Raw genomic sequence first — 1,164 nt, forward strand, 5'->3', positions numbered from 1 at the left:
CTAAAACTCACAAATTGGGCAGTTAAAGAGTTCTGCTGTCTGATACAAGAGGATAAATTGAATTGATAGAACTCACCTAAAGTATTACCGTATATACTCTTAACATGATGTCGAAAAAAATATCATATCAAAGCCAACGGGATTGTCTCCATGTATGCCTGATCCTGATCATCCTGTTCAGTTTCGCTTATTATGAAGCTGAACGAAAAAATTCAGTGTCTCCTCCGGAAGAAAATCAGATAACTACGACTGATTCGATCACTCCTTCCAGATTTGTCAACAGTTATTGAATATTATTCCCCAGCTTTTAAAGCTTCGAAAGGATTACGTATGATAGTTTTCCAGCTACTTATACAAACAAGCAAAGCAATCCAGACCAATATCCCCGACACGGTATATATATTTTATCTCATACCCAAAAGGGATTTCTTTAGAACGTCTTTCCCCTTGTACCATAAAAAGGACGACAAAATTACTGACGGAAATAAATAAAATCAATAATCCGATACAACTCATAAATAGAATCCCAACCATCCCGGCTCCGGTTTTAAAATCAAAATCGGCTAAAGTCGACAAATGAATAGAAGTTAAAGGTTCCAGCTCACTCCCTGTTTGTATATTTCAAGGTATTATACCCCTCTAATACTTTTCGATTGACCCGGTTAGATTTTTCTACTACCTTCTCTAATGGACACCTTTCCTAAATTTCAGATAAATAAAGAACTCCAAGCCATCATAATCAGCTATATCCGGAGTCATGGATTCCAGATATTCAAAATTAAAATGACTGTTCTGTGGAAGATCCTCAATCACAGCAATCACCTGACAAGGGACTCGTTCACTATCATTCAAAAATTGTCCGGTAGGATCGACATTTTTGACAAATGGAATTCTATGCGATAGTGTTTCTAAAAGGGGGCTTAACATGAGGGGGCATACCCAATGCATTTACCTTCCCTCCTTCTTCTTCAGCCAGTATCTGTTTGGTTTAGTCAGTATAATCAGATAAAAAAAAGCGAGTCACTTTCGTAACTCGCTTTCAAAATTCGGCGCCAACCTACTCTCCCACCATAAGGCAGTACCATCGGCACTCAGGGGCTTAACTTCTCTGTTCGGAATGGAAAGAGGTGGATCCCCCCGGTTATAGACACCTTTTAATATTTT

The 1,164-nt window shown here is 38.4% G+C and carries 1 protein-coding gene and 1 rRNA gene; one reads left to right on the forward strand and one right to left on the reverse strand.

Annotation, left to right across the window (positions count from 1 at the left end):
• The first annotated feature begins 104 nt into the window (after positions 1 to 104).
• Positions 105 to 290: a hypothetical protein gene (locus WS42_RS14755; RefSeq protein ID WP_140398586.1), complete on the forward strand. Its 186-nt coding sequence runs from the start codon at positions 105 to 107 to the stop codon at positions 288 to 290.
• A gap of 754 nt (positions 291 to 1,044) precedes the next feature.
• On the opposite strand, the gene rrf is transcribed toward WS42_RS14755, so the two are convergent.
• Positions 1,045 to 1,155: ribosomal RNA gene (rrf, locus tag WS42_RS14770) — 5S ribosomal RNA — on the reverse strand.
• Positions 1,156 to 1,164: the final 9 nt, after the last annotated feature.

The organism is Odoribacter sp. N54.MGS-14 (assembly GCF_000980295.1).
GTDB lineage: Bacteria > Bacteroidota > Bacteroidia > Bacteroidales > Marinifilaceae > Odoribacter > Odoribacter splanchnicus.